At 66.2% G+C, this 24,205-nt stretch carries 25 protein-coding genes; 9 read left to right on the top strand and 16 right to left on the bottom strand.

Annotation, left to right across the window (positions count from 1 at the left end; translation table 11 throughout):
• Positions 1 to 106 precede the first annotated feature (106 nt).
• The 5 genes from kdsB to ABID97_RS16950 form a co-directional block, all read right to left on the bottom strand.
• The gene (gene kdsB, locus ABID97_RS16970; protein WP_354399596.1) at positions 107 to 880 is read right to left on the bottom strand and encodes a 3-deoxy-manno-octulosonate cytidylyltransferase; all 774 of its coding nucleotides are present in this window, start codon (positions 878 to 880) and stop codon (positions 107 to 109) included.
• Positions 877 to 1,059: a Trm112 family protein gene (locus ABID97_RS16965; protein WP_028260080.1), complete on the bottom strand. Its 183-nt coding sequence runs from the start codon at positions 1,057 to 1,059 to the stop codon at positions 877 to 879. Before ABID97_RS16965 ends, kdsB begins: the two co-directional genes overlap by 4 nt.
• On the bottom strand, positions 1,040 to 2,023 hold the full coding sequence (gene lpxK / locus ABID97_RS16960; RefSeq protein ID WP_354399595.1) for a tetraacyldisaccharide 4'-kinase: 984 nt from the start codon (positions 2,021 to 2,023) through the stop codon (positions 1,040 to 1,042). The genes ABID97_RS16965 and lpxK overlap by 20 nt, the downstream gene beginning before the upstream one ends.
• Complete coding sequence (locus ABID97_RS16955; RefSeq protein WP_434792608.1) at positions 2,024 to 2,449, bottom strand: ExbD/TolR family protein; 426 nt, start codon at positions 2,447 to 2,449, stop codon at positions 2,024 to 2,026. It lies immediately after the preceding gene.
• Positions 2,450 to 2,516: 67 nt separating this feature from the next.
• Positions 2,517 to 3,149, bottom strand: a complete 633-nt coding sequence (locus ABID97_RS16950; RefSeq protein WP_354399593.1) for a MotA/TolQ/ExbB proton channel family protein — start codon at positions 3,147 to 3,149, stop codon at positions 2,517 to 2,519.
• A 313-nt stretch (positions 3,150 to 3,462) separates the two neighbouring features.
• Between ABID97_RS16950 and xseA the strand changes: the two genes are divergently transcribed.
• Both xseA and ABID97_RS16940 read left to right on the top strand, forming a co-directional pair.
• Entirely contained in the window at positions 3,463 to 4,773 is a 1,311-nt protein-coding gene (gene xseA, locus ABID97_RS16945) for an exodeoxyribonuclease VII large subunit (protein ID WP_354399592.1), read from the top strand.
• Positions 4,774 to 4,822: 49 nt separating this feature from the next.
• Complete coding sequence (locus tag ABID97_RS16940) at positions 4,823 to 5,404, top strand: superoxide dismutase (protein WP_354399591.1); 582 nt, start codon at positions 4,823 to 4,825, stop codon at positions 5,402 to 5,404.
• Positions 5,405 to 5,479: 75 nt separating this feature from the next.
• Here ABID97_RS16940 and ABID97_RS16935 read toward each other — a convergent pair whose 3' ends face one another.
• The 3 genes from ABID97_RS16935 to ABID97_RS16925 all read right to left on the bottom strand — a co-directional run bounded on the left by ABID97_RS16935 (position 5,480) and on the right by ABID97_RS16925 (position 6,697).
• Entirely contained in the window at positions 5,480 to 5,938 is a 459-nt protein-coding gene (locus ABID97_RS16935; protein ID WP_354399590.1) for a DUF192 domain-containing protein, read from the bottom strand.
• An 86-nt stretch (positions 5,939 to 6,024) separates the two neighbouring features.
• The gene (locus ABID97_RS16930; protein ID WP_354399589.1) at positions 6,025 to 6,219 is read right to left on the bottom strand and encodes a hypothetical protein; all 195 of its coding nucleotides are present in this window, start codon (positions 6,217 to 6,219) and stop codon (positions 6,025 to 6,027) included.
• A 154-nt stretch (positions 6,220 to 6,373) separates the two neighbouring features.
• Positions 6,374 to 6,697 (bottom strand): cell envelope biogenesis protein TolA, encoded by a 324-nt coding sequence (locus ABID97_RS16925; RefSeq protein WP_093022873.1) that lies wholly within the window; start codon positions 6,695 to 6,697, stop codon positions 6,374 to 6,376.
• A gap of 220 nt (positions 6,698 to 6,917) precedes the next feature.
• On the opposite strand from ABID97_RS16925, the gene icd reads away from it, so the two are divergent.
• The 5 genes from icd (at position 6,918) to sbcB (ending at position 14,162) form a co-directional block, all read left to right on the top strand.
• Positions 6,918 to 8,177 (top strand): NADP-dependent isocitrate dehydrogenase, encoded by a 1,260-nt coding sequence (icd, locus tag ABID97_RS16920; RefSeq protein WP_018904993.1) that lies wholly within the window; start codon positions 6,918 to 6,920, stop codon positions 8,175 to 8,177.
• 244 nt (positions 8,178 to 8,421) lie between these two features.
• Entirely contained in the window at positions 8,422 to 8,781 is a 360-nt protein-coding gene (clpS, locus tag ABID97_RS16915) for an ATP-dependent Clp protease adapter ClpS (RefSeq protein WP_021007487.1), read from the top strand.
• 67 nt (positions 8,782 to 8,848) lie between these two features.
• A complete protein-coding gene (gene clpA, locus ABID97_RS16910) occupies positions 8,849 to 11,170 on the top strand; it encodes an ATP-dependent Clp protease ATP-binding subunit ClpA (protein ID WP_354399588.1) in 2,322 nt (773 codons plus the stop codon).
• Positions 11,171 to 11,276: 106 nt separating this feature from the next.
• Entirely contained in the window at positions 11,277 to 12,722 is a 1,446-nt protein-coding gene (cls, locus tag ABID97_RS16905; RefSeq protein WP_354399587.1) for a cardiolipin synthase, read from the top strand.
• Positions 12,723 to 14,162 carry an exodeoxyribonuclease I gene (sbcB, locus tag ABID97_RS16900; protein ID WP_354399586.1) on the top strand — a complete coding sequence of 480 codons (1,440 nt, stop codon included), beginning with the start codon at positions 12,723 to 12,725 and terminating at the stop codon, positions 14,160 to 14,162.
• 12 nt (positions 14,163 to 14,174) lie between these two features.
• Here sbcB and ABID97_RS16895 read toward each other — a convergent pair whose 3' ends face one another.
• Entirely contained in the window at positions 14,175 to 15,455 is a 1,281-nt protein-coding gene (locus ABID97_RS16895; RefSeq protein ID WP_354399585.1) for an amidohydrolase family protein, read from the bottom strand.
• A gap of 227 nt (positions 15,456 to 15,682) precedes the next feature.
• Here ABID97_RS16895 and cysC point away from each other — a divergent pair, with 227 nt between their 5' ends.
• Complete coding sequence (gene cysC, locus ABID97_RS16890; protein WP_354399584.1) at positions 15,683 to 16,264, top strand: adenylyl-sulfate kinase; 582 nt, start codon at positions 15,683 to 15,685, stop codon at positions 16,262 to 16,264.
• Positions 16,237 to 17,337 (top strand): hypothetical protein, encoded by a 1,101-nt coding sequence (locus tag ABID97_RS16885; protein WP_354399583.1) that lies wholly within the window; start codon positions 16,237 to 16,239, stop codon positions 17,335 to 17,337. The genes cysC and ABID97_RS16885 overlap by 28 nt, the downstream gene beginning before the upstream one ends.
• Before the next feature lie 30 nt (positions 17,338 to 17,367).
• Here ABID97_RS16885 and ABID97_RS16880 read toward each other — a convergent pair whose 3' ends face one another.
• From ABID97_RS16880 to upp, 7 genes are all read right to left on the bottom strand, one after another.
• The gene (locus ABID97_RS16880; protein WP_354399582.1) at positions 17,368 to 17,817 is read right to left on the bottom strand and encodes a hypothetical protein; all 450 of its coding nucleotides are present in this window, start codon (positions 17,815 to 17,817) and stop codon (positions 17,368 to 17,370) included.
• Positions 17,817 to 18,740, bottom strand: a complete 924-nt coding sequence (locus ABID97_RS16875; protein ID WP_354399581.1) for an ABC transporter permease — start codon at positions 18,738 to 18,740, stop codon at positions 17,817 to 17,819. The genes ABID97_RS16880 and ABID97_RS16875 overlap by 1 nt, the downstream gene beginning before the upstream one ends.
• Positions 18,737 to 19,798, bottom strand: coding sequence for an ABC transporter permease (locus ABID97_RS16870; protein WP_354401795.1), 1,062 nt, complete (start codon positions 19,796 to 19,798; stop codon positions 18,737 to 18,739). Before ABID97_RS16870 ends, ABID97_RS16875 begins: the two co-directional genes overlap by 4 nt.
• A complete protein-coding gene (locus tag ABID97_RS16865) occupies positions 19,798 to 21,393 on the bottom strand; it encodes an ABC transporter ATP-binding protein (RefSeq protein WP_354399580.1) in 1,596 nt (531 codons plus the stop codon). The genes ABID97_RS16870 and ABID97_RS16865 overlap by 1 nt, the downstream gene beginning before the upstream one ends.
• 136 nt (positions 21,394 to 21,529) lie before the next feature.
• Positions 21,530 to 22,459, bottom strand: a complete 930-nt coding sequence (locus tag ABID97_RS16860; RefSeq protein WP_354399579.1) for a 5'-methylthioadenosine/S-adenosylhomocysteine nucleosidase — start codon at positions 22,457 to 22,459, stop codon at positions 21,530 to 21,532.
• Positions 22,460 to 22,473: 14 nt separating this feature from the next.
• Entirely contained in the window at positions 22,474 to 23,478 is a 1,005-nt protein-coding gene (locus ABID97_RS16855; RefSeq protein ID WP_354399578.1) for a BMP family protein, read from the bottom strand.
• Between the two features lie 76 nt (positions 23,479 to 23,554).
• Entirely contained in the window at positions 23,555 to 24,184 is a 630-nt protein-coding gene (gene upp, locus ABID97_RS16850; RefSeq protein ID WP_354399577.1) for a uracil phosphoribosyltransferase, read from the bottom strand.
• Between the last annotated feature and the right edge of the window lie 21 nt (positions 24,185 to 24,205).

Here is a 24,205-nt window from a genome sequence, read left to right as displayed (position 1 = left end):
TGTCGCGCCCAGCGCCGGCCCCAGGGCCGTGCAAGGCGGAATTGCGTCGAGGATAGCATGCGTCAGCGTGAAGAATTCCCGGTTACGCCGCTGGAGCGGATGGGTTTCAGGGCGCCTGGCGGGCCGCGAAGACCGCCCGCACCCGGGCAAGGTCTTCGGGCGTGTCGATGCCCGGTCCGGGCGCGGTCTGGCTCACATGCACGGCGATGCGATGGCCGTGCCACAGCGCGCGCAACTGCTCGAGCGCTTCGGTGGACTCGATGGGCGCGGACGCCAGTGAAGGAAACATGCGCACGAAAGCGGCGCGGTAGCCGTAGATGCCGATATGGCGCAGCGGCGCAGGCGAGGGCAGCACGCGCGGCGGTGCGCCCCCGGTGGCGCCGTCGCGCCACCAGGGGATGGGCGCGCGGCTGAAGTAGAGCGCGTTGCCGCCGGCGTCGAGTACGGCCTTCACCACGTTCGGGTTCAGGAAGTCGTCCAGCGAATCGATCTCGTGCACCGCCGTGCTCATGGCGGCTTCCGGATGCGCCGCCAGCGTCGAGGCCACCGCGTCGATCAGCGCCGGGTCGATCAGCGGTTCGTCGCCCTGCACGTTGACGACGATGTCGTTGCCGTCCAGGCCCAGCTGTTCGCAGGCTTCGGCCAGCCGGTCGGTGCCGCTGGCGTGATCCTGGCGCGTCAGGATGGCTTCGACGCCGTGTGCCCTGCAGGCCGAGATGATCGACGGATCGTCGCCCGCCACGACCACGCGCGCGGCGCCCGAGTGGCTCGCGCGGCGGGCGACACGCACCACCATCGGTAGGCCGGCAATATCCGCCAGCGGCTTGTCGGGAAGCCGCGTCGAAGCGAGCCGTGCGGGCACCAGGACGGTGAAGCTCACAGCCCCAGCTCTTCGTCGGACAGCGTGCGCGCCTCGTTCTCGAGCAGCACGGGAATGCCATCGCGCACCGGATAGGCCAGGCGCGCGCTGCGCGAACAGAGCTCCTGTTTCTCCGGGTTCCAGGTCAGCGGGCCCTTGGTGACAGGGCAGACGAGCAGTTCAAGCAGCTTGGGATCCATCGAGCGATGATAGCTTTGCATCGAGCGCTGCGAAGAAACCAGGCTCGGGTGCGAAGCGCAGCGGCACGGCCAGCGCATCCGGCGCCTGTCGCCACAATTTGACGGCGTCTTTCTCGGTACAGACCAGAGGATATCCAGGCGCGGCAGGGCGTTGCCATCCGGCAAAGTCGAAGTGGTCGGGCAGCGCGATCGTCTGGGCCAGCACGAAGCCGCGGGCACGCAGCATGTCGAAGAAGGCTTGCGGCCGTGCGATGGCGGCGAGCGCGATCACCGGCTTCGCGGCCAGGACGTCCAGCGGCACGCGCTGGCCATCGCTTGCAACCGCGTCGTCCGCCAGGCCGCGGGTGGCGGTGTAGCCGCCCTCGAATGCGGGATGCGCGCCGCTGTGGAGCACCAGGTCGCATCGGCGCGGCCAGCGCTCGCGCAAGGGTCCCGCGGGCAGCCGCCAGCCGTTGCCGACGCCGCGGTCGTCGAACACGCAGACCTCGATGTCGCGCCCGAGCGCCAGGTGCTGCAGCCCGTCGTCGCTCACGATGACCTGCACGGCCGGGTGCCGGGCCAGCAGCGCGCGTGCGGCGTCGATGCGGCGCCTCGCCACGAACACCGGCGCGCCCGTGGCCCGGTGGATCAGCGCCGGCTCATCGCCCACGTCTTGCGGGTCGCTCTCGCCCAGCACTTCGCGGCAGTCGTCCGTGCGGCGGCCGTAGCCGCGCGACACCACGCCGGCGCGCAAGCCGCGGGCCTGCAGATGCCGAACCACGGCCATCACGACCGGCGTCTTGCCGGCGCCGCCGGCAATGACGTTGCCGATGACGATCACCGGCACCGGCACATGCCCGGTCTGGAGCCACCCCCGGCGATAAAGCCAACGCCGCAGCGCGAACAGCGCTGCATAGAGCATCGACAGCGGCCACAGCAGGCACGCCAGGGCACCGCGATGCAACCAGGCTCGCTGCAACGGCACTCAGTGCCCTGCTTGCGCCGTCGACTGGGCTGCGAACGTGATCTGCACCAGGCCGGCGCGGCGTGCGGCCTCCATCACCGTGATCACGGACTGGTGCGGGCTGCTGGCGTCGGCACTGATGATGACCACGCTGTCCTTGCCGCCCGTGGCGGCCGCACCCAGCGCCGCGGCCACGGTGGCCACGTTGCGGTCCGGCAGCGGCGTCTTGTTGATCGAATAGCGGCCGTCGGCGGACACCGCGACGATCACTTCCTTGGGGTAGTCGCGCTGCGAATCGACGTCGGCCGTCGGCAGGCGCAGCTGCATTTCGGTGAACTTGCTGTAGGTCGTCGAGAGCATCAGGAAGATGAGAACGACCAGCAGCACGTCGATGAACGGGATCAGGTTGATCTCGGGTTCGTCGCGCGCGCCGTGGCGAAACTGCATGCGGCCGCGGCTCATCGCGGGCCTCCGGCCGGCAGCGCAGCACGCGCGGTGGCAAGCGAAGGATCCATCATTTCCGCAGTGCGTTCAGGTGGCGCGCGAAGCGCTCGCCGGAGAGCTCGAGGTTCAGCAGGTATTCGTCCACCCGGCTGCGGAAATAGCGCCAGAAGATCAGCGTCGGAATGGCCACGATCAGGCCAAACGCCGTGTTGTACAAGGCAATCGAGATGCCGTGCGCCAACTGCGCCGGATTGCCCGAACCCACCGCGCCGCTACCGGGCGACTGCGAGCCGAAGATCTCGATCATGCCGATCACCGTGCCCAGCAGGCCCAGCAGCGGTGCCGCCGATGCGATGGTGGCCAGAGCGGGCAGGTAGCGCTCCAGCTTGTGCGCCACCGTGCGGCCCGAGGCTTCCATGGCCGCGCGCAGGTCGTCCTCGGTGCAGCGCGGATTGGCGTTGAGCGCGCGGAGACCGGCGGCCAGCACCTGCCCGAGCATCGAATTGTGTTCGAGCTTGGTGACCACGTCGGGCCCCGGCACGGACCCGTGCGAGACGGTGATGGCTTCGTCGAGCAGCTTGGGTGGCAGGACCTTCACGGTCTTGAGGCTGGTGAAACGCTCGATCACCAGCGCGAGCGCGATGATCGAACAGGCGAGCAATGGCCAGATGGGCCAGCCCGCGGCAACTATGATGGAAAACAAGAAAATCCTCCCGCCCGTAGACTGCAAATGCGCGGCGATTATCCACCGAGCCCACCATCGCCATGCGGCTTGTTTGCTTGTAAGCGAAGACGCACAGATTCTGTGGATAACTTTGTGATTAACCCGCTGTGCAACGTGCCGCGACCCGCATGGCTTGGGCGTTCCATTAGATCGACTGAATTTTGAGCAGCACTTTCGTCAATGAAATCAATAGCTTGCACGACAAACCGTGCACCTGTCCCGGCATGGGGTCCGCGTGCTGTGGCATGTCGTACGACTGTGGAAGAGTGGTCACCCGCTGTCCGGGCGCTTTGTGACAATCCGTGACTCCCACACAACGCCGGGCCCTCGCGTCTGGCCCGTCGGCGCCTTGTGCCGCGCGGTTGCCGGTGCGCTCGACGCCCGCTTCAACCCGGTCGCGGTGCGAGGTGAAATCTCCGGTTTTTCGCGCGCATCGAGCGGGCATTGTTACTTTGCGCTCAAGGATGATTCAGGCCAGCTACGCTGCGCAATGTTCCGGCGCGCGGCCGGCCTGCTCGATTTTTCACCGCGCGACGGCGACCAGGTCGAGGTGCGTGGCCGGCTGGCGGTCTACGAGCCGCGAGGCGACCTGCAGCTGGTGGTCGAAAGCCTGCAGCGCGCCGGCCAGGGCGCGCTGTTCGACCAGTTCCTGCAACGCAAGGCACGGCTCGAAGCCGAAGGGCTTTTCGATCCCGCGCGCAAGCGGCCATTGCCCGCCATGCCTCGCGCGGTGGGACTCGTGACCTCGCTGGGCGCCGCGGCGTTGCACGACGTGGTGACCGCATTGCGGCGCCGGGTGCCGCACATTCCCGTCATCCTGGCGCCGGCGGCGGTGCAGGGCGCCGGTGCACCGGCGGAGATCGTGCGCGCGCTCCAGTCCCTTTACGCCCTGGAACCTGCAGTGGACGTGATCCTGCTGGTACGGGGCGGCGGCTCCATCGAAGATCTCTGGGCGTTCAACGACGAAACGCTGGCCCGCACCATCGTCCAAAGCCCGGTGCCGCTGATCTGCGGCGTGGGGCATGAAACCGACTTCACCATCGCCGATTTTTGCGCCGACCTGCGCGCACCCACGCCAACGGCTGCCGCGGAACTCGTCAGCGCCCCGCAGGCGATGTGGCTCGGCGCGATCGATCTCCTGGCCGATCGGCTGGAAGGCGCGCTGGGCACGCGGCTCGACGCGCTGGGCCAGCGGCTGGACCAGGCGGCGGCCCGGCTCGGGCGGCCCTCGGCATTGGTGGCACGGCAGCAGCTTCGGCTTGCGCACCAAACGCAGCGCCTGCGCTATGCCGTGCTCTCGAGAACCCAGCACCTCGCGCATGTTCCACGATCCATCTCGGCCGACTTTCCCCGCAAGCTCGAACGCGCATTGACCGGTCGGCGCGAACGGCTCGAACGCGTGGCACTGCGGCTCAAGCTGCTCGATCCGGCGCTGGTGCTCCAGCGCGGCTATGCCTTGCTCACCGATGCCGACGGCCACGCGGTCGTCAGCGCGCAGAAATTGAATCCGGGCGACGCCGTGGTTGCACGCCTTGCCGATGGCTCGGTCGATCTGACCGTGATGCCCGGCAAATCGGGAACGCGTCCGACGCCGGGCCCGTGATTCCTTTCTAGAATCCTTCATTCCCCACAACCAACCCACGAGAAAAACCATGGAACATGTGCTCCCACCCCTGCCGTACGCGCTCGACGCGCTGGCACCCGAGTACTCGAAGGAAACCCTCGAGTACCACTACGGCAAGCACCACAACGCCTACGTGGTGAACCTCAACAACCTGCAAAAGGGCACCGAGTTCGAGTCGATGCCCCTGGAAGACATCGTCAGGAAGTCCAGCGGCGGCATCTACAACAACGCCGCCCAGATCTGGAACCACACCTTCTTCTGGAACTGCATGAAGCCCCAGGGCGGCGGCGCTCCCACGGGCGCGCTGGCCAAGGCCATCGAAGCCAAGTGGGGCAGCTACGACGCCTTCAAGGAAGCGTTCGTGAAGTCGGCCGTGGGCAACTTCGGCTCGGGCTGGACCTGGCTGGTGAAGAAGGCCGACGGTTCGGTGGACATCGTGAACATGGGCGCGGCCGGCACGCCTCTCACCACCGGCGACACGCCGGTGCTGACGGTGGACGTCTGGGAGCACGCCTACTACATCGACTACCGCAACCTGCGCCCCAAGTTCGTCGAGACCTTCCTGGCCAAGCTGGTCAACTGGGACTTCGCCGCCAAGAACTTCGGCTGAACCGGGGTTTTCCAATGAAAAAGCCGACCCGCGAGGGTCGGCTTTTTTCATGGGCGAAGGCGGGGCTGCGCGTGCTCAGCGCCTTGCCGCGGCAAACAGCTCGCCGCCGAGCTTGGCGCCCTTCTTGATGTTCTTCTTGGCGAACCAGCCCTGGTTCATCTCGAGCACGAAACGAACCGGCTCTTCGGAGCAGTGCGAGTTCTCGGTCATGGGCTGCATGTCGGCCAGGTTGACGATGCGCCCGTCGTCCGCCACGAAGGCGGCCGTGAGCGGCAGCAGCGTGTTGCGCATCCAGAAGCACTGGGTGGCCGGCTGGTCGAACACGAAGATCATGCCTTCGGCCTGCGGCATCTCCTTGCGGAACATGAGGCCGATTTCCCGTTGCAGGGGGGTCTGCGCGACCTGCGCGTCGATCTTGTACAAGCCGACGGAGAGCTTTGTGCGCTGCAGGTCGGTCTGGGGTTGCTGCTGGGCCTCTGCCGTGCCCATGAGGGACGCGGCAAGCAGGAGCAGGGCGGCAAAACGCTGAAACATCGGGAGCTTCTTTCAGGGCGGGTTCAAGGGCCCGAGGCCAATAAAAATGCCCGCTGATGCGGGCATTTGCCGGTGAGCGCGGGAGCTTACACCTTCTTGGCGACATGCGCCTTGGCGACGTGGTGGCGTGCCTTGTGCTTCTTGACCACGTGCTTCGTCGGGTGCACGGTCTTCTTCACCATCGCGGGGGCGGCGGGAGCGGCGGGTGCCGGCGCGGGGCTTTGAGCAAATGCACCGGCAGCGAAGAGACCGGCAACCAGGGCTGCGAGCAGCTTGTTCATGAAAGACATCCTTTGAGATTGTTGATATGGACCACCTCCCTGTGGAGGTGAACATTCAACGCGCAAGCCGCGCGCCCCGGTTGACAGCAATTGCGCGAGGCCAGGCGAAAAAAAAGCGCTCCGAAGAGCGCTTTCCTTTGCGGCGTGAGCCGACTTACTGGGGCGTGCCGCCTTGGGTCGACTTGCGCTTGACGCTGCCGTCCTTGTTGCGACGACGCTGGTCGCGCGTTTCGGCGCGCTTTTCGCCGGAGGCTGCAGCCTTGTCGGTACCGATGGCACCGCCTTCGGGGGTCTTGGCGATGTCGCCGGCGGGAGCAGCCACCTTGCCAGCGGGCTTGGCTTCCTTCTTGGCTTCAGCGCGCGCTTGGGGCTTGCTGTTGGTGGCGTTCCCTTGCTCTGGCGTGGTGCCGGTGGGGTTCTGGGCGTAAGCGCCAGCGGCGAACAGGCCAGCGATCATGACTGCGAGAATTTTGCTCATTGATTGATTCCTCTATCGAGAATTGGTTGGAAACGCCTCCCGGCGAGCAGAAGGTCAGCCACTAACGAGGTCCTAGCCTCGCAGGTTGACAAACGCCAGCTGATGGGTTGCGTCTAAAATGTACAGCGATTTGTTCGCGGGCTGTACAGCGATTCCCCATCGCTGTCTGAATTCGCAGACAGTCGTCCGAATTACGTCACTCCCGGAGTCATTTCCCCTCATGTCCAGCTACCAGCACATCAAAGTCCCGGCCGAAGGCCAGAAGATCACTGTCAACGCCGACAACTCGCTCAATGTGCCTGATCAGCCGATCATTCCCTTCATCGAAGGCGACGGCACGGGTCTGGACATCACCCCCGTGATGCTCAAGGTGGTGGACGCAGCGGTGGCCAAGGCCTACGGCGGCAAGAAGAAAATCCACTGGATGGAAGTCTATGCCGGCGAGAAGTCGACCAAGGTCTACGGCCCCGACGTCTGGCTGCCCGAAGAAACGCTGCACGCCGTGCGCGACTACGTGGTGTCCATCAAGGGCCCGCTGACCACGCCCGTGGGCGGCGGCATCCGCTCGCTGAACGTGGCGCTGCGCCAGGAACTCGACCTGTACGTCTGCCTGCGCCCGATCCAGTATTTCGAAGGCGTGCCCAGCCCGGTGCGCGAGCCGCACAAGACCAACATGGTCATCTTCCGCGAGAACTCGGAAGACATCTATGCCGGCATCGAGTTCGAAGCCGAGAGCGACAAGGCCAAGAAGCTCATCAAGTTCCTGCAGGATGAGCTGGGCGTCAAGAAGATCCGCTTCCCCAACACCTCCGGCATCGGCGTCAAGCCCGTGTCGAAGGAAGGCACCGAGCGCCTCGTGCGCAAGGCGCTGCAATACGCCGTCGACAACGACAAGCCCAGCGTCACCATCGTGCACAAGGGCAACATCATGAAGTTCACCGAAGGTGGCTTCCGCGACTGGGCCTATGCCCTGGCTGCGAAGGAATTCGGCGCCGAGCTGATCGACGGCGGCCCCTGGATGAAGTTCAAGAATCCCCGGACCGGCAAGGAAATCACCGTCAAGGACAGCATCGCCGATGCGTTCCTGCAACAGATTCTCCTGCGTCCCGCCGAATACAGCGTCATTGCCACGCTCAACCTCAACGGCGACTACGTGTCCGACGCGCTGGCGGCCCAGGTCGGCGGTATCGGCATTGCCCCGGGTGCGAATCTCAGCGACACCGTCGCCATGTTCGAAGCCACCCACGGCACGGCCCCCAAGTACGCCGGCAAGGACTACGTGAACCCCGGTTCCGAAATCCTCTCGGCTGAAATGATGCTGCGCCACATGGGCTGGACCGAAGCGGCGGACCTCATCATCAGCTCGATGGAGAAGTCGATCGCCAGCAAGAAGGTCACCTATGACTTCGCGCGCCTGATGGACGGTGCCACCCAGGTGAGCTGCTCGGGCTTCGGCCAGGTCATGATCGACCACATGTAATTGCGCAAGCAAGCGCGTCCTGGCGCTGCGGCGCCGAGAAGCCAATGCCCTCGAGATCGCACCGGTCTCGGGGGCTTTTTCTTGGTTGTGCCGGCGGCAATATTTGAAAAGCGGCCACCCGGCTGCTGAATTTTTTGGGCTTGCCTGCTGTCGCAAGCGGCGCAAGCCCCTTGATTTGTCGAATACGCGCCACCAAGTCTTCTTGCGCCGGCACGTTGCTTGCACGCTCTATAGAATCTTTTTTATGGCAACGAGAATTCCCAAGACTCCCAGCACTCCGCCGGCCCAGAAACCGGCAGGGGATGACGGAGATTCGGTCGTTCTGGAGCGGCGGCCGCAAAAAACGGCGCCTCCCCAGATGTACCAGGTCGTCATGCTGAACGACGACTACACGCCCATGGAGTTCGTGATCGTCGTGCTGCAGGAATATTTCAACAAGGATCGCGAAACCGCGACCCAGATCATGTTAAAGATTCATCTCGATGGGCGCGGCGTATGCGGGGTTTATTCCCGCGACCTCGCGGCCACCAAAGTCAATCAGGTGATGGAGGCGGCGCACCAGGCCGGGCATCCGCTGCAGTGCGTGAGCGAGCCTGTTGCGTGAACCAGTTGAATTGCGCAAGCTCCAACCCATCTGAGAAATTATTTACAGCAAGGCAAAAGGAAATCACATGATTGCCCAGGAACTGGAAGTCAGCTTGCACATGGCCTTCGTCGAGGCCAGGCAGCAGCGCCACGAGTTCATCACCGTGGAGCATCTGTTGCTCGCTTTGCTGGACAACCCGAGCGCCGCAGAGGTCCTGCGCGCCTGCTCGGCCAACGTCGACGACCTGCGGGCGTCGCTCACCAACTTCATCAAGGACAACACGCCCCAGGTGGCGGGTACCGACGATGTCGACACCCAGCCCACGCTGGGTTTCCAGCGCGTGATCCAGCGCGCCATCATGCATGTGCAGTCCACCGGCAACGGCAAGAAGGAAGTCACCGGCGCCAACGTGCTGGTCGCGATCTTCGGCGAGAAGGACTCGCACGCGGTGTACTACCTCCACCAGCAAGGCGTGACCCGCCTCGATGTCGTGAACTTCATTGCCCACGGCATCAAGAAGAGCGATCCGCCTGAAGCCGTCAAGGGCAGCAGCGAATCGTCATCGGGCGAGGGCGAAGAGGGTGGCGGCGAAAAGAACGAGAAGGCTTCGCCTCTCGAGCAGTTCACGCAGAACCTCAACCAGCTCGCCAAGGACGGCAAGATCGATCCGCTGATCGGCCGCGAATACGAGGTCGAGCGCGTCATCCAGATCCTGTGCCGCCGGCGCAAGAACAACCCGCTGCTGGTGGGCGAGGCCGGCGTGGGCAAGACCGCCATCGCCGAAGGCCTGGCATGGCGCATCACCCAGGCCGACGTGCCTGAGATCCTCGCCGAGGCGCAGGTCTACTCGCTCGACATGGGCGCACTTTTGGCCGGCACCAAGTACCGCGGTGATTTCGAGCAGCGCCTGAAGGGCGTGCTCAAGTCGCTCAAGGACAAGCCGAACGCCATCCTGTTCATCGACGAAATCCACACCCTGATCGGTGCGGGCGCGGCGTCTGGCGGCACGCTCGATGCGTCGAACCTGCTCAAGCCGGCGCTCTCCAGCGGCCAGCTCAAGTGCATCGGCGCCACGACGTTCAGCGAGTACCGCGGCATCTTCGAGAAGGATGCAGCCTTGTCGCGCCGCTTCCAGAAGGTCGACGTGGTCGAGCCGACGGTGCAGGAGACCGTGGACATCCTCAAGGGCCTGAAGTCGCGCTTCGAAGAGCACCATGGCGTCAAGTACGCGGTGGCGGCCCTGCAGGCCGCGGCCGAGCTGAGCGCCAAGTACATCAACGACCGCCACCTGCCCGACAAGGCCATCGACGTGATCGACGAGGCCGGTGCCGCGCAGCGCATCCTGCCCGCGAACAAGCGCAAGAAGACCATCAGCAAGACCGAGGTCGAGGACATCGTCGCGAAGATCGCGCGCATTCCCCCGGCCAACGTCAGCAACGACGACCGCGGCAAGCTGCAGACCATCGAACGCGACCTGAAGAGCGTGGTGTTCGGCCAGGACAAGGCACTCGAAGTGCTGGCGTCCGCGGTCAAGATGGCGCGCTCGGGCCTCGGCCGCGAGGACAAGCCGATCGGCTCGTTCCTGTTCAGCGGCCCCACCGGCGTCGGCAAGACCGAAGCGGCCAAGCAGCTGGCCTACATCATGGGCATCGAGCTGATTCGCTTCGACATGTCGGAGTACATGGAGCGCCACGCTGTGAGCAGGCTGATCGGCGCGCCTCCGGGCTACGTCGGTTTCGACCAGGGCGGGCTCTTGACCGAAGCCATCACGAAGAAGCCGCACGCGGTGCTGCTGCTCGACGAGATCGAGAAGGCGCACCCGGACATCTTCAACGTGCTGCTGCAGGTCATGGACCACGGCACCCTGACGGACAACAACGGACGCAAGGCCGACTTCCGCAACGTGATCATCGTGATGACCACCAATGCGGGGGCCGAGACCATGAACAAGGCGACCATCGGCTTCACCAACCCGCGCCAGGCGGGCGACGAAATGGCCGATATCAAGCGCTTGTTCACGCCGGAGTTCCGCAATCGACTGGACGCGACCGTGAGCTTCAAGGCGCTCGACGAGCAGATCATCCTGCGCGTGGTCGACAAGTTCCTGCTCCAGCTCGAAACCCAGCTGGCCGAGAAGAAGGTCGACGTCACGTTCAGCGACGGGCTGCGCAAGCACCTGGCGAAGAAGGGCTTCGACCCGCTGATGGGCGCCCGCCCGATGCAGCGCCTGATCCAGGACACGATCCGCCGTGCGCTGGCCGACGAGCTGCTGTTCGGACGCCTGATCGATGGCGGCCGCCTGTCGGTGGACATCGACGACAAGGGCGAGGTGCAGCTGGACATCCAGCCGCTGCCGAAGAAGGAAGGCAAGTCCAAGCCCGAAGCCGAAGAGGCTGCCGCCGGATAAAGCGGGCCGGCGCAGCCGGTGCCGCAGCATTCCTGGCATCACGAAAAAGGCCGGTAGCATTCGCTGCCGGCTTTTTTTTGGCCGGAACCTACCTGTACCTCACACTTTGATTCTTCCCGAGCTCAGCCAGGAATGGAAAACCGGCCTCTCCCTGGCCTGGAGCGGCTATATCGCCGTGCTATCGGTCTGGATCGTAATGCAGAAGCGCGCGCCGGTGTCCACCATGAGCTGGATCCTCTCGCTCGCGCTGCTGCCGTTCGCGGGTTTCGTCGTCTATTACTTTCTCGGGCCGCAGCGCTTGCGCAAGCAGAGGGTCAAGCGCCTGCGCAGCCGCGCCAAGGCGCACACCCAGGCCGACCTGGCTTTTTTGCGCGACGCGGCCCAGAACGCGCCGCCGGCGCTGCAGCAGATGGCACGGCTGGGCACCGCGTCCTGCGGGCTGCCGGTTTCCAGCGCCACCGGCGTGCAGCTGCTTTCGGGCGGCGCGCGCACCTTCGACGCCATTTTTGACGCGGTGCGCGCGGCGCGCGACCACATCCATCTCGAGTACTACATCTTCGAGCCCGACAAGATCGGCACCGCCTTGCGCGACCTGCTGGTGGAGCGCGCGGGGCAGGGCGTGGCCGTGCGGCTGCTGCTCGATGCACTGGGCTCCAAGCGCATCGGCCGCAAGTTCATGGCGCCTCTTCATGCCGCGGGCGTGAAGATCGCGCTTTTCCACGACACGCGCGTCGGCCGCCGCCTGCGGCCGGTGACCAACTATCGCACCCACCGGAAGATCGTGGTGTGCGACGGCCGGGTGGGCTTCACCGGCGGCGTCAACATCACCGACGAGGAAGACAAGCGCACGCGGCCCGATGCCTACCATGACGTGCACCTGCGCATCGAAGGCAGCGCGGTGCGCTGGCTGCAGACCACCTTTCTCGAGGACTGGGCCTACGCCACCGGCGAAGACCTGCGCGAGATGGACCACCTGATGGGCGCCATGCTGCCGCAGGTCGAGGCCGGCAATATTCCGGTGCAGATCGTGACCAGCGGCCCCGACAACATGCTGGAGCCGATCCACCGCATGCACGTGGAGGCCATACATTCGGCCAGCGAACGCGCCTGGCTCACCACGCCGTACTTCGTGCCCGGCGAGCCCGCCCTCATGGCGCTCACCAGCGCCGCCTTGCGCGGCGTGGATGTGCGCCTGCTGGTGCCGCGCCGCAGCGATTCCGCGATCGTGAGCGCGGCCGCCCGCTCCTACTTCGACGAGCTGATCGCAGCGGGCGTCAAGGTGTGGGAGTACAAGGCGCGCATGCTGCACTCCAAGACCTTGGTGGTCGACGACCATTGCGCGATGATCGGCACCGCGAATTTCGACAACCGCAGCTTCCGGCTCAATTTCGAGGTGAGCGCGGTGGTCTACGGCCCCGAGCTCGCGCGCCCGCTGGCCGCGCAGTTCGAGACCGATCTCCACAGCTCCGGCGCGGTGCGCGCCCACCGTCCGCAGAGTTTCTGGCGCCGCCTCGGCGACGCGCTTGCACGATTGTTTTCTCCCTTGCTCTGAATGAACCACACCTTTCTCTGGCACGACTACGAAACCTTCGGTGCCGTGCCGCGCCGCGACCGGCCATCGCAGTTTGCCGCGATCCGCACCGACGCAGGTCTGAACGAAATCGGCGAGCCGCTGATGATCTATTGCAAGCCGGCGCCCGACTACCTGCCCAGCCCCGAGGCCTGCCTGATCACCGGCATCACGCCGCAGGTCTGCCTCGAGCGCGGCATTCCCGAGCACGCTTTCGCTGCGCAGATCGAGAAGGCCTTCTCGCAGCCGGGCACCATCGGCGTGGGCTACAACACCATCCGCTTCGACGACGAGGTCACGCGCTTCCTGTTCTGGCGCAACCTCATCGATCCCTACGCGCGCGAGTGGCAGAACGATTGCGGCCGCTGGGACCTGCTCGACGTGGTGCGCCTCACTTATGCGCTGCGTCCCGACGGCATCGAGTGGCCGAAGAAGGAAGACGGCAAGCCCAGCTTCAGGCTCGAAGACCTCGCGCGCGCCAACGGACTGCTGCACGAATCTGCGCACGATGCGCTGTCCGACGTGCGCGCCACCATCGCGCTGGCGCGGCTGATCCGCGATCGCCAGCCCAAGCTGTTCGAGTTCGCGTTCGGCCTGCACAAGAAGGACCGCGTCGCGAGCGAGCTCGGGCTGCCGGCCATGCGCGAGACAGCCAGGCCTTTCCTCCACGTCTCTGGCATGTTCCCGGCCGAGCGTGGTTGCCTCGGTGTGATGTGGCCGCTCGCGAGCCATCCCACCAACAAGAACGAGCTGATCGCCTGGGACCTGGCCCACGACCCGAGCGAGCTGCGCGACATCGACGTCGAGACCCTGCGGCTGCGCCTGTTCACGCGCAGCGCCGACCTGCCCGAGGGCGTGGTCCGCCTGCCGGTCAAGGGCATTCACCTCAACAAGTCGCCGATGGTGGTCGGCAACCTGCGCACGCTCGCGCCGGCCATGGCCGAGCGATGGAATGTCGACCTCGAGGCCGCCATGCGCCATGCGGCCATTGCGCGCGACCTTCCCGACATGAGCGCCATCTGGTCGCAGGTGTATGCCCGTCCCCAGGAGGCCGCGCCCGATGTCGATGAAGACCTGTACGGCGGCTTTGTAGGCAATGGCGACCGGCGGCGGCTGAACCAGCTGCGCGCGCTGTCGCCTGAAGAGCTCGCCAGGGATCGCACCGGCTTCGATGACGGGCGCCTGGAGGAGCTGCTGTTTCGCTACCGCGCGCGCAACTGGCCCGAACTGCTCAGCCCTGAGGAATCAGAACGCTGGGAGGCGCTGCGCGCGGCACGGCTCTTCAAGGGCGAGGGCGGGGCGCGCACCATCGAGATGCTGTTCTCGGAGGTCGATGCCTTGTCCGAAACAGCCGACGAGCGCGGCGAGGAAATCCTCGGTGCGCTCTACGAGTACGCCGAGGCCATCGCGCCCGAGGCCTGAATTCGGCGTCGGCTAGGGCTTCGGGATCGTCCAGCTGGTGGCTTGCGCGCGGCCGGGCAGATGCAGTGCGGCCGTGGCAGGCGGCGTCTCCGCCAGCAATCGTCCCTTGCGGAACACCTTGAGCCGCGTGGCGCGCAGGCGGATCGCCTCGATCAGATCGCGCGCCTGCAGCAGCACGAAGCTCGCGTCGCAGCCCGCCTCGAGCCCGTAGCCTTCCAGGTGCATCACGCGGGCGGCATTCGTGGTCACGGCCTCGAAGCACTGGCGGATGCCGGCCTGGCTCGTCATCTGCGCCACGTGCAGGCCCATGTGGGCCACTTCGAGCATGTCGCCCGAGCCCATGCCGTACCAGGGGTCCATCACGCAATCGTGGCCGAAGGCAACGTTCACGCCGGCGGCCATCAGCTCGGGGACGCGGGTCATGCCGCGTCGCTTGGGATAGGTGTCGTGGCGGCCCTGCAGCGTGATGTTGATGAGCGGGTTCGACACCACGCCGACGCCGCTATCGGCAACGAGCGGCAGCAGCTTGCTCACGTAGTAGTTGTCCATCGAATGCATCGACGTGCAGTGCGAGCCTGTCACCCGGCCCTGCATGCCGAGGCGCTGCGCCTCGAAAGCCAGCGTCTCGATGTGCCGCGAGAGCGGGTCGTCGGACTCGTCGCAGTGCATGTCGACCAGCTTGCCGCGCTCGGCCGCAAGCGCCATCAGCAGTTTCACGCTGGCCGCGCCGTCGGCCATGGTGCGTTCGAAATGCGGGATGCCGCCCACCACGTCCACGCCCTTGTCGAGCGCGCGGGTCAGGTTGTCGACGCCGCCGGGCGAGCGCAGCACGCCGTCCTGCGGAAAGGCGACCAGCTGCAGCTCGAGGTAGGGCGCCACCTGCCGCTTGACTTCGAGCAGCGCATCGACCGCGAGCAGGCTCGGGTCGCTGGTGTCCACATGGGAACGAACGGCCAGCAGCCCCTTCGCCACGGCCCAATCGCAGTAGGCCAGCGCCCGCTCGATCAGCGCATCGGCCGTGAGCAGCGGCTTGAGTTCGCCCCATAGCGCAATGCCTTCGAGCAGCGTGCCGCTCTGGTTGACGCGCGGCAGGCCGTAGCTCAGCGTGGCGTCCATGTGGAAGTGCGGGTCGACGAAGTGCGGAGTCACGAGCAGGCCTTGTGCGTCGAGCGTCTCGTGGGCAGGGGCGACGAGGCCTTGGGTGACTTCGGCGATTCGGCCTTGCTCGACGGCAATCGACATCCCGGTGCGGCCGTCAGGGAGGGTGGCATTGGTGACGAGAAGATTCAGCATGGGATGACCTGCATGGCTGTGTTTGGAGCGGCCTTGAAGTAGCGCCTCATTTTCGTGTCAGAAAACTTTGCGCGGCAGAGACAAAGCGCAAGAAGCTGCTGCATATCCTCTCATGCTCCGATGTTCCAGGCTCCAGCTTTCATGTGGACAGTTGACCCGAATTCTCCGCGGCGCCATGTCGCTTGCCCTGTATCTCGCACGGGCATCTCGTCCCGGGGCACAAGATCATGAGGATCGATCATGACCCGGGGTCGGCCCAACGGCCGTGGAGCGGCGGACCGTGCGTCGTCTGGTTGACCGGCCTTTCCGGCGCCGGCAAATCGACGATCGCCAGGAGCCTGCGCCAGCGTGCGATGGCCGACGGTGTTCCGGCCGCCATCCTCGACGGGGACGATGTTCGCCGCGGGCTGAGCCAGGGCTTGGGCTTCGGCCATGCGGACCGCCGCGAAAACATCCGGAGAATGGCCGAAGTCGCCCGCTTGCTCAGTGACCAGGGTCTCATGGTCATTGTGGCTGCCGTATCCCCGATGCGTGAACTCCGCGCCGTGGCGCGACACATCATCGGCGCGGCGTTTCGCGAGGTCTATGTCAGTGCCCCGCTCGCGACCTGCGAACGGCGTGACGTCAAGGGCCTGTACGCGCGAGCGCGCCGGGGCGAGGTCACGAAATTCACCGGCATCTCGGATGCCTACGAGCCGCCGCTTCAGCCCGACCTGGTCATCGATACCTCGGCCTGCGAAGTGGCGCATGCAACGAGCGCCCTGATGACGGCTATTCGCGATTGGCGCATGCGGGGCAGCAAGAAATGACAAACCATCTACTCATCGCGGGCACGGGTCGTGCCGGCACGACCTTCCTGGTGCAATACCTTGCCGAGTGCGGCCTGGACACCCACCTTGCCCGCCATCCACATCCTGGCTACGACGAGGATGCGAACGCGGGACTCGAAGACCTGCTCCCGGGCAATCCCGACGCGCCCTACGTCGTCAAGTCGCCCTGGTTGTACGAGTACGTGGAGCGCCTGCTGGCCGACCCGGCGATCGTGGTGGATGCGGTCATCGTTCCGATGCGCAGCATCGTCGAAGCGGCCACCAGCCGTTCCATCAACGAGTTGCGCGCACGCTATGGCAGTGCGACCTTGCCCGACGATTGCAAGCAATGGGAGTCGTGGGGAACGACGCCGGGCGGCACCGTCTATTCACTCAATCCGATCGACCAGGCGCGTCTTCTTGCGCTGGGCTTCCATGAACTGCTGCATGCGCTGGTGAAGCGAAACATCCCGGTCGTGCTGCTCGATTTTCCACGCTTCGTCGACGATCCGAACTATCTGCACGAGGCGTTGCAACCCGTGCTCGGGAGCAAGGTCGATCGTGCATCGGCCCTGCGTGCGCATGAACGCATCGCGGTGCCTTCGAAGGTTCGCATCGGCAAGGAACTGGCTTCAGGCGACGTTGCGGAATACCCGCCGGATGGCGGCGCAAAGGCGCCGGGCATCGCATTCCCCAGCCATGCGGTGCTCGACCGAACCGCATTGAAGCGCCAGCTGGACAAGACGATCATCCATGCCGAGCAACTGATCCTGCAGAAGGCGGCGTCGGAACGCGAACTTGAAAAGACGCGGGTCCATGTCCAGCAGTTGACCGCGAGCAGCGCCGCAATGCAAAGGGAGCGGGACGAAGCAACAACCCGCACGGCGCAACTGACGCTGGAAAAAACCGAACTGAACCAGAGACTGAAGGAGTCGGCAATCTGCATGGCGCAGTTGGAGCGGCGCGTGGTCTCCTTGCAGGCATCGCACTCGTGGCGTGTCACGGCGCCGATGCGCGCAGTCTCTGGCCTGATGAAGAGTTTCTGGCACGTGGCGTTTTCTTCCCGTCCATGAAACGCAGGCGGCCTCGACCCGAGACCTCGCCTAGCGCGTGCGTTGCGCCCGATACCGGTACTGCCCCGGCGCGGGTCCGACTTCGATCATCACGCGGCGCAGCTTGCCGTCGTGGCCCGAATCGGCCTTGGCAGACACCACGATACCTCGGGGCGTGGCTCGGCAGGTCAGGTCGCTGAGCGCAATCTCGGCGTGGTCGTTGTCGAGCTCGGCAATGGCCACCGTGTGCTCGGCATGCAGGCCGCCATTGGCGTCCCGGCTCATCCACTGCACATACAGGAAAGACTGCGCGTCCTGTTCGGCATGGATCACACGGTAAGTGCCCTTGTGGTCCTTGCCCCAGGCCCCGCACAGCTGCACCCAGTCGACCGCGTCGGGCGTCTTGAAGCGCTCGTAGGGCTGGTCGATGCCCAGCGCGTGCGCGCCCGCGCCGCACAAGGCCACGAGCAGCGCGGCGCAGATCGAGGCCGGCTTGGGCATCAGCGTTCCCCCTTGCGATAGGGCTTCATCAGCGCCTGCGGATAGCTGGCCTTGCGTGCCACCAGCACCAGCGCGAGGATCGACAGCAGGTAGGGCAGCATCAGGTAGATCTGGTAGGGCAGCACCGCATCGCCCGATTGTTGCAGCCGCAGCTGCAGCGCATCGAAGAAAGCGAACAGCAGCGCGCCGAGCAGGGCCTTGCCGGGCCGCCACGAAGCGAACACCACCAGCGCCACGCAGATCCAGCCGCGGCCGTTCACCATGTTGAAGAAGAAGGCGTTGAAGGCGGAGAGCGTGAGGAACGAGCCCGCAACGCCCATCAGCGCCGAGCCCGCCACGATGGCGCCGGTGCGCGTGGCCGCCACCGAGACGCCCTGGCTCTCGGCCGCTTGCGGGTTCTCGCCCACCATGCGCAGCGCGAGTCCGAGCGGCGTGCGGTAGAGCACCCAGGCGATGGCCGGCACCAGCAGCAGCGCGAAGAGCGTGAGCGAGGTCTGTGCGTTCAGTATCGGCACCGGCAGCCACTCCATGGGCGCAAAGGGCACGATGGTCGGCGGCGTGTTCACCTTCGGAAAGCTCACGCGGTAGCCGAAATAGCTGAGCGCGGTGGCCAGCAATGTGATGCCCAGTCCCGAGACATGCTGCGACAGCGCAAGGCCCACGGTGAGGAAGGCATGCAGCAGGCCGAACATCATGCCCGTGAGCGCGGCCACGCCCACGCCTGCCCACAGCGGTGCGCCGGCGTACACCGCGAGCCAGCCGGTGAACGCACCCGCGACCATGATCCCTTCGATGCCCAGGTTCAGAACGCCCGTGCGCTCGCACAGCAGGACGCCCAGCGTGCCCAGGATGAGCGGCGTGGCGATGCGCAGCACCGCGACCCAGAAGGCGGGGTTGGCGAGGATGTCGAGCAGGTCGGTCATTTCATCCGCACCCGGTACTGCGTCAGCAAGGTCGCCACCAGCACCGCGATCAGCGATGCCGCCACGATCACGTCGGCGATGTAGGTCGGTACGCCCACGGCGCGGCTCATGGTGTCGGCGCCGACCAGCACGCCCGCCACGAACACGCCCGCCGCAATCACGCCCAGCGGATGCAGGCCCGCGAGCATTGCGATCACGATGCCGGTGTAGCCGTAGCCCGGCGACATGTCGAGCGTGACGTAGCTCGTGCGGCCCGCCACCTCGATGGCACCCGCGAGCCCGGCCAGTGCGCCCGACAACAGCGCCACCCACACGACAGTGCGCGTCACCGGCACGCCGGCGAAGGCCGCGGCGCGCGCATTGGCGCCGACCGCGCGGATGTCGAACCCCGGCACCGTGTACTTGAAGATCGCCCACACGATCACCGCCAGCGACACGGCCCAGACCAGCCCGGTGTGAACCCGTGTCTGCGCGATGAGCTTGCCGAGCTCCAGGCCGGGCTGCAGCGCCACGCTCTGCGGCCAGCCCATCGCCGCCGGGTCTTTCATCGGCCCGTCGAGCAGGGCCGAGACGCCGAGCAGCACGATGAAATTGATCAGGAGCGTGGTCACCACCTCGTCGACGCCGAGCCGGTTCTTCATCAGCGCCGGGCCCAGCAGCAGCAGGGCGCCCGCCACGGCGGCGGCCAGCATCATCAGCGGGAACAGCACCCAGGGCGCGAGCTCGAAGCCGGTGCCGCCGTGCATGCCGCCCACGGCCACGGCGGCCAGGGCACCGGCAAACAGCTGGCCTTCGGCCCCGATGTTGAAGAGCCGCGCCTTGAAGGCAACGGTCGCGGCCAGCCCGGTGAGGATCAGCGGGATCGCGCGCGTGAGCGTTTCGCTCCATGCGAACACCGAACCGAAGCCGCCCTGCAACAGCAGTGCGTAGGTTCGCCCGACCGGCGCGCCGGCCCAGAGTACGAGCAGCGCGCTCACCGCCATCGTGAATGCGACCGCGCCGACGGGCGCGAGCACCAGGGCGGCGCGCGAGCTTTGGTGTCGTCGTTCGAGCCGCATCATGGCGAAGCTCCTGCGCCCGGCTGCGTTGCGCCGGCCATCGCCAGCCCGATGGCTTCGCGCGTCCAGGCCGCGACCGGCCGTGCCTCGCCCAGGTGCCCGCCGTGCATCACCGCGACGCGATCGCCCAGCGCGAGCACCTCGTCGAGGTCGTCCGAGATCAACAGCACGGCCGCGCCCGCATCGCGCGCGGCAATGAGCTGCTGCTGCACATAGGCGACCGCGCCGATGTCCAGGCCCCAGGTCGGCTGGTGCGCGACGATCAGGCGGGGTGCGCGGGTCGGATACTTCCGGTTGTCGGCATCTTCGGCCTGCACGGGTGTCAGCAGGGCGCGGCCGAGAATCAGTTTCTGCATGTTGCCGCCGGAGAGCGAGCGAGCGGGTGCCATCAGCCCGGCACCGCGCACGTCGAACGCCTCTTCGATGCGGTGGGCGTGAAGCCGCGCGGCCGCGCGCCGCACGAACCACGACAGGCGCGAGAACACCGGGCTGCGCAGCCGTTCCGAGACCGCGTTCTCCCACACCGGCAGGTCGCCGATCACGCCCACCGCGTGGCGGTCCTCGGGGATGCGTGCCACGCCGCGCTGCACCAGGCGTGCAGGCGAGGGCGGCAGCGCGCGGCCCATCAGCTGGGCCGTGCCCGCGCTGGCGCGCCGCGTGCCGCAGAGCAGCTCGGCCAACGCCCCCTGGCCGTTGCCCGAGACGCCCGCGATGGCCGTGATCTCGCCGCCGCGCAGCGTCAGCGACACCTCGCGCAGCGCGCTTGAATGGTCCTGCCCGTCGTCCTTGGCCGGCGCGGTGCTCACATGGTCGAGCATGCAGACCGCATCGCCCACCGAGCGGGCCGGCCGGCGCCGCGGCGCCTCGACGGCATGGCCGACCATCCACAGCGCCAGCTGCGCCTCGGTGGTCTCTGCCGTGGGCGCTTCGGCCACCAGCTTGCCGCCGCGCAGCACGGCAATGCGGTGCGAGACGCGCAACACTTCGCTGAGCTTGTGGCTGATGAAGATCACCGACAGGCCCTCGGCCACCATCTGTGCCAGCGTGGCGAACAGCGCTTCGCTTTCCTGCGGCGTCAGCACCGCGGTGGGTTCGTCGAGGATCAGCACCCGCGCGCCGCGGTACAGCGCCTTCAGTATCTCGACGCGCTGCCGCTCGCCGACCGAGAGGCTGCCGATCCTTGCCTCCGGTTGCACCGGCAGGCCGAAGCGCCGCGCCACGTCGAGCAGCCGGGCACGCGCGGCCGCGCGGCGAGAGAACACGCGCCACATCGGTTCGGTGCCCATCATCACGTTGTCGAGCACGCTGAGGTTGTCGGCCAGCGTGAAGTGCTGGTGCACCATGCCCACGCCCGCGGCCAGCGCAGCCGCGGGGTTGCCGGGCGGCAGCGGGGCGCCGAACACCTCGATGCTTCCTTCGTCGGCAACATAGTGCCCGAACAGGATCGACATCAGGGTCGACTTGCCCGCACCGTTCTCGCCCAGCAGCGCGAGCACCTCTCCGGCCTGCAGTTCGAGCGAGATGGCTTCGTTGGCAACGAGCGAGCCGAAGCGCTTGGTGATGCCGCGGAGGCGCAGCACGGTCGACCTGTTCATGAAGGTCTTGCTCCTTCCCCTTCCGGGGGAAGGCTGGGATGGGGGCAAGCAGCGCCTGCAATGCCACGGTGTTCGATCGAAGGCCGCCTGCCCCTCCCCCAACCCTCCCCCGAGAGGGAAGGGAGCGAAAGCGGGGTCACTTCCATGCAGCCAGGAACGCCAGCATGACCTTGGCCGAGTTGTCGGCCGCGATGCCCATGAAGGTGCCCATCTCGTTCTCGCCGTCGCCGCCGCCCGCCAGGTCGCTGAGCGACCTGAAGGCGATGTAGGGCACGCCGTTGCTGTAGGCCACCATGCCCACGGCCGCGGTTTCCATGTCGAGCACATTGGCCTGGAAGGTCTTGAAGGTGTACTCGCGGTACGCCTTGTTGTCCATGAAGGCCTGGCCCGAGACGCCGTTGCCGCCGACCACCAGCTGGGGCTTGCGCGGGAGGCACTTGCCCCCGCTGCAGTTCGCGAGGTCGACGTTGCGGATGCTGCGCGCCACCTCCAGCATCTTCGGGTCGGCCTCGAACCAGAACTTGCGCTCGATGCCCGGTTTCGCAGCCGAACGGACCTCGACGGGCCGCGGATGCATCATGCCGAAGCTGGGCAGCGTGGCGTCCTTGATGAACGGCGGCGCGGTGAACTGGCCCGGTGCCGTTTCGCGCGCCATCAGCACTTCGAGGTACTGGCCCCATTGCGCCGGCACCGTGACGTCGCCGACATGCAGCGACGGGTTCACGCCGCCCGCGATGCCGCTGAACACGATGCCGGTGACGCGAAAGCGGTCGAGCACCCGCTGCGTGTTCATGGTCGCGTTGGTCATGCTGATGCCCGAGAGGAACAGCACCACCGGCTTGCCTTCGAGCGTGCCGGTGGTGAACTCGACGCCGTTCACATGGTGCTTCACCGGTTCCTGGAGGCGGTTCAGCAGCAGCGTGAGTTCGGGCTGGAACGCCGAGATCACCGCGATGCGCGGCGTGGCGTCCAGGCGGGCGCCATCACTTCCGGCCTGGTGGACGCCGGCACACCCCGAAAGGCCGAAAGCCAGCACGCCTGCGGCGACCAGGGAGCGCCAGCGCATCGTCGTCGCTTCCTTCACTTTGCCGTGGATTTGGGTTGGGAGTCGTCGACCTTCACGGTGAACTTGCCGGCCAGGATGTCGGCCTGCCTGGCCTTTACCTTGGCGACGATGTCGGCCGGCACCTTCTTTTCGAATGTACCGAGCGGCGCGAGCTCCGAGCCCTTGTGCTTCATGGTGGCGTAGACGCCGTAGTCCTCGGCCGTGAACTTGCCTTCCTTCACGAGCTTGATCGCGCGGTCGGCCGAAGGTTCGAAATTCCACAGCGCCGAGGCCACCACCGTGTCGGGGTACTGCGCCTGTGTGTCGATCACATTGCCGATCGCGAGCTTGCCTTTTTCCTTGGCCGCGTCGGAGACACCGAAGCGCTCGGCGTACATCACGTCGGCACCCTTGTCGATCATCGCGAAGGCTGCTTCCTTGGCCTTGGGCGGATCGAACCAGCTGTTGATGAAGCTCACGCTGAACTCGACCTTGGGGTTGGTCTCCTTCGCTCCCGCCATGAAGGCGTTCATGAGCCGGTTCACCTCGGGGATCGGGAAGCCGCCGACCATGCCGATGCGGTTGCTCCTGGTCATGCCGCCGGCCACCATGCCGGAGAGATAGGCCGGCTCCTGGATGTAGTTGTCGAACACGCTGAAGTTGGGCGCCTGCGGCTTGAGCGAAGAGCCCATGAGGAAGGCAACCTTCGGGAAGTCTTTTGCGACCTTGCGCGCTGCCGCTTCCACGCCGAACACCTCGCCGAGGATCAGCTGGTTGCCGCCGGTCGCGTACTCACGCATCACGCGCTCGTAGTCCGCATTGCTGACGTTCTCGGTCGCCTTGTATTCGATCTCGCCGCGCGCCTCGGCGGCCTTCAGTGCCTTGTGGATGCGGCCCACCCATTGCTGCTCGAAGGGCACGGTGTACACCGCCGCCACCCTGAGCTTGGCCTGCGCGAGCGCGAAGCCGGGCGCGCCCGCAGCAAGCGCGGCGGCGGCAATGGCGGCCGAACGGATGATCAACTGACGGCGTGCTGTCATGGGTGCTTCTCCTCGAGGTATGGAAATCTTCTTGGCGCTGCCGCGTCGAAAGCGGCCGCCGCCAGAGGCGTCGGCCTTACTTGGTGCCAAAGATGCGGTCGCCCGCGTCGCCCAACCCGGGCAGGATGTACCCGTGGCTGTTCAGCTCGCGGTCGATCGCGGCGGTATAGATCGGCACGTCCGGGTGCGCTTTCTGCAGCGTCGCGATGCCCTCGGGGCAGGTGAGCAGGCAGACGAACTTGATCGACTTGGGGTTGAGCTCCTTCAGGCGCTCGACCGCGGCCACGGCCGAGTTGCCGGTGGCCAGCATCGGGTCGACCACGATGACGTCGCGGTTCTCCATTTCGCCGGGCATCTTGAAGTAGTACTCGACCGCCGTGAGCGTCTTGGGATCGCGGTACAGGCCGATGTGGCCCACGCGGGCGCCCGGCACCACGGTCAGCATGCCGTCCAGGATGCCGGTACCCGCGCGCAGGATGGACACCAGCACGAGCTTCTTGCCGTCGATGACCTTGGCCTTCATGGTTTCGAGCGGGGTCTCGACCTCGATGTCCTGCATCGGCATGTCGCGCGTGACCTCGTAGGCCATGAGCATGCTGATTTCGTTCAGGAGCCTGCGGAAGCTGTTGGTGGAAGCGTCCTTGCGGCGCATCAGCGTGAGCTTGTGCTGGACGAGGGGGTGGTCGACGAGGTGGACGTTGCTCATTGGATTTTTCTGCCGTTGCTG

Source organism: Variovorax sp. OAS795, from assembly GCF_040546685.1.
Lineage (GTDB): Bacteria > Pseudomonadota > Gammaproteobacteria > Burkholderiales > Burkholderiaceae_C > Variovorax.
Note: the sequence above shows the minus strand (reverse complement) of the source record. Positions and strands in the feature narration are given on the sequence as shown.

Excerpts from the sequence above, each read along its gene's own strand:
- ABID97_RS16965 (WP_028260080.1), bottom strand. The coding sequence starts at position 1,059 with ATGGATCCCAAGCTGCTTGAACTGCTCGTCTGCCCTGTCACCAAGGGC.
- ABID97_RS16955 (WP_434792608.1), bottom strand. The coding sequence starts at position 2,449 with ATGCAGTTTCGCCACGGCGCGCGCGACGAACCCGAGATCAACCTGATC.
- ABID97_RS16940 (WP_354399591.1), top strand. The coding sequence starts at position 4,823 with ATGGAACATGTGCTCCCACCCCTGCCGTACGCGCTCGACGCGCTGGCA.
- ABID97_RS16935 (WP_354399590.1), bottom strand. The coding sequence starts at position 5,938 with ATGTTTCAGCGTTTTGCCGCCCTGCTCCTGCTTGCCGCGTCCCTCATG.
- ABID97_RS16930 (WP_354399589.1), bottom strand. The coding sequence starts at position 6,219 with ATGAACAAGCTGCTCGCAGCCCTGGTTGCCGGTCTCTTCGCTGCCGGT.
- ABID97_RS16925 (WP_093022873.1), bottom strand. The coding sequence starts at position 6,697 with ATGAGCAAAATTCTCGCAGTCATGATCGCTGGCCTGTTCGCCGCTGGC.
- icd (WP_018904993.1), top strand. The coding sequence starts at position 6,918 with ATGTCCAGCTACCAGCACATCAAAGTCCCGGCCGAAGGCCAGAAGATC.
- clpS (WP_021007487.1), top strand. The coding sequence starts at position 8,422 with ATGGCAACGAGAATTCCCAAGACTCCCAGCACTCCGCCGGCCCAGAAA.
- clpA (WP_354399588.1), top strand. The coding sequence starts at position 8,849 with ATGATTGCCCAGGAACTGGAAGTCAGCTTGCACATGGCCTTCGTCGAG.
- sbcB (WP_354399586.1), top strand. The coding sequence starts at position 12,723 with ATGAACCACACCTTTCTCTGGCACGACTACGAAACCTTCGGTGCCGTG.
- ABID97_RS16895 (WP_354399585.1), bottom strand. The coding sequence starts at position 15,455 with ATGCTGAATCTTCTCGTCACCAATGCCACCCTCCCTGACGGCCGCACC.
- cysC (WP_354399584.1), top strand. The coding sequence starts at position 15,683 with ATGAGGATCGATCATGACCCGGGGTCGGCCCAACGGCCGTGGAGCGGC.
- ABID97_RS16880 (WP_354399582.1), bottom strand. The coding sequence starts at position 17,817 with ATGCCCAAGCCGGCCTCGATCTGCGCCGCGCTGCTCGTGGCCTTGTGC.
- ABID97_RS16875 (WP_354399581.1), bottom strand. The coding sequence starts at position 18,740 with ATGACCGACCTGCTCGACATCCTCGCCAACCCCGCCTTCTGGGTCGCG.
- ABID97_RS16870 (WP_354401795.1), bottom strand. The coding sequence starts at position 19,798 with ATGCGGCTCGAACGACGACACCAAAGCTCGCGCGCCGCCCTGGTGCTC.
- ABID97_RS16865 (WP_354399580.1), bottom strand. The coding sequence starts at position 21,393 with ATGAACAGGTCGACCGTGCTGCGCCTCCGCGGCATCACCAAGCGCTTC.
- ABID97_RS16860 (WP_354399579.1), bottom strand. The coding sequence starts at position 22,459 with ATGCGCTGGCGCTCCCTGGTCGCCGCAGGCGTGCTGGCTTTCGGCCTT.
- ABID97_RS16855 (WP_354399578.1), bottom strand. The coding sequence starts at position 23,478 with ATGACAGCACGCCGTCAGTTGATCATCCGTTCGGCCGCCATTGCCGCC.
- upp (WP_354399577.1), bottom strand. The coding sequence starts at position 24,184 with ATGAGCAACGTCCACCTCGTCGACCACCCCCTCGTCCAGCACAAGCTC.